Here is a 1,516-nt window from a genome sequence, read left to right as displayed (position 1 = left end):
CCCAAGGCCGCTCAGTTAGCGGTTTGGGGTGGATGTCAACCCCGAAGGTGAGGGGCGTGGGTGAGTTGTGAAGCGAGACAGCGGAACTACTGGTAGAGAGGTTGTCGACCAAGATCAACCTTCTGTGCAGGAGTTCCGCTGTCTGTTCAGTCTGTCATGCCCCGGCGCGGTGTGGTGGCCTCGGGTGCGTTCGCGCCGGGTCATCTGGGTGAGTTGACCCAGATCGTGTCGTTCGACCTGGTCGATGCCGCGCTGGAAGCGACCCGCAGCGTGCAGCGGCGGGTGCGTGTGCTGCCGTCACGGGTGGTGGTGTATCTGCTGCTGGCCGGGGTGTTGTTCGAGCAGATCGGGTACCGGCAGGTGTGGGCGCGGCTGATCAGTGGCCTGGACGGGTTGCCGGTGGCCGCTCCGACGTCCTCGGCGTTGGCGCAGGCGTTACGCAGGGTCGGTACCGCTGCGCTGCGTGCGTTGTTCGACCTGGTGGCCGGTCCGGGCGCGGGCGCGGTGCGGTGGCGTGGCCTGCTGGTGTGCGCGATCGACGGCACGTCGCTGTTCATCCCGGACAGCGCCGCCAACTCTTCGCGGTTCGGCCGGCAGACCGGGCGGGCCGGTGCCGAGGCCGGGTACCCGATGCTGCGGCTGCTGGCGGTGGTCGCCTGCGGCACCCGCACCGTCATCGACGCGGTGTTCGGTCCCTATCTGACCGGTGAGACCACTTACGCGCCTCAGCTTTTCGATTGCCTGAAACCGGGCATGCTGCTGCTGGCCGACCGTAACTTCGCGGTCGCGGCGTTGATCGAGAAGATCTCCGGAACCCGGGCGGAGCTGCTGATCCGCTGCAAGGACAACCGCACGCTGCCGCCGATCAAGCAGCTGCCCGACCGGTCGTGGCTGGCGCGGGTCGGCACCGTGGTTGTCCGGGTTGTCGACGCCGAGATCACCGTGCGCTGCCAGGACGGCCCGCGCCGGGCCGGCCGTTACCGGCTGATCACTACCTTGACCGACGACAGACGCTACCCTGCTGCGGAATTGGTGCGTCTCTACCATCAGCGGTGGGAGATAGAAACCAGCTATTTCGAGCTGAAATCGACCATCCTCGGCGGGCGAGTGCTGCGGGCCCGTACTCCCGACGGCGTCGCCCAAGAGGTCTACGCCCTGCTGATCACCTACCAAGCGCTGCGCACCGCCATCGCCGACACCGCCCTGGCGACCGGCGATTTCGCCGCCGACCGGGGCAGTTTCACCATCGCCGTGAACACCGCCCGCGACCAGCTCATCCACGCTGCCGCAGTCCTGACCGGCACCACCATCGACCTGATCGGCACCATCGGCCGCGCCGTCCGGGCCGAGCTGCTTGCCCCACGCCGGGAACGCACCAGCCCCCGCGTAGTCAAACGCGCTATCTCCAAACACCGCGCCAAAGGCGCGATCGACCGCAACACCTACAAAACCCAGATCACCGTGCATATCGTGCCCGGTTGACAACCGGGCACGACGCCTTAACTGAGCGGCCTTG

Annotated in this window: 1 protein-coding gene; it reads left to right on the top strand. The window is 67.2% G+C overall.

Features of this window, described 5'->3' with window-relative positions; genetic code table 11:
- The first annotated feature begins 156 nt into the window (after positions 1 to 156).
- A complete protein-coding gene (locus tag ON39_RS34040) occupies positions 157 to 1,482 on the top strand; it encodes an IS4 family transposase (RefSeq protein WP_040740388.1) in 1,326 nt (441 codons plus the stop codon).
- The last annotated feature ends 34 nt before the right edge of the window (positions 1,483 to 1,516 follow it).

The organism is Nocardia tenerifensis NBRC 101015, assembly GCF_000308715.1.
Taxonomy (GTDB): domain Bacteria; phylum Actinomycetota; class Actinomycetes; order Mycobacteriales; family Mycobacteriaceae; genus Nocardia; species Nocardia tenerifensis.
This window is presented reverse-complemented; position numbering and strand designations above follow the sequence as displayed.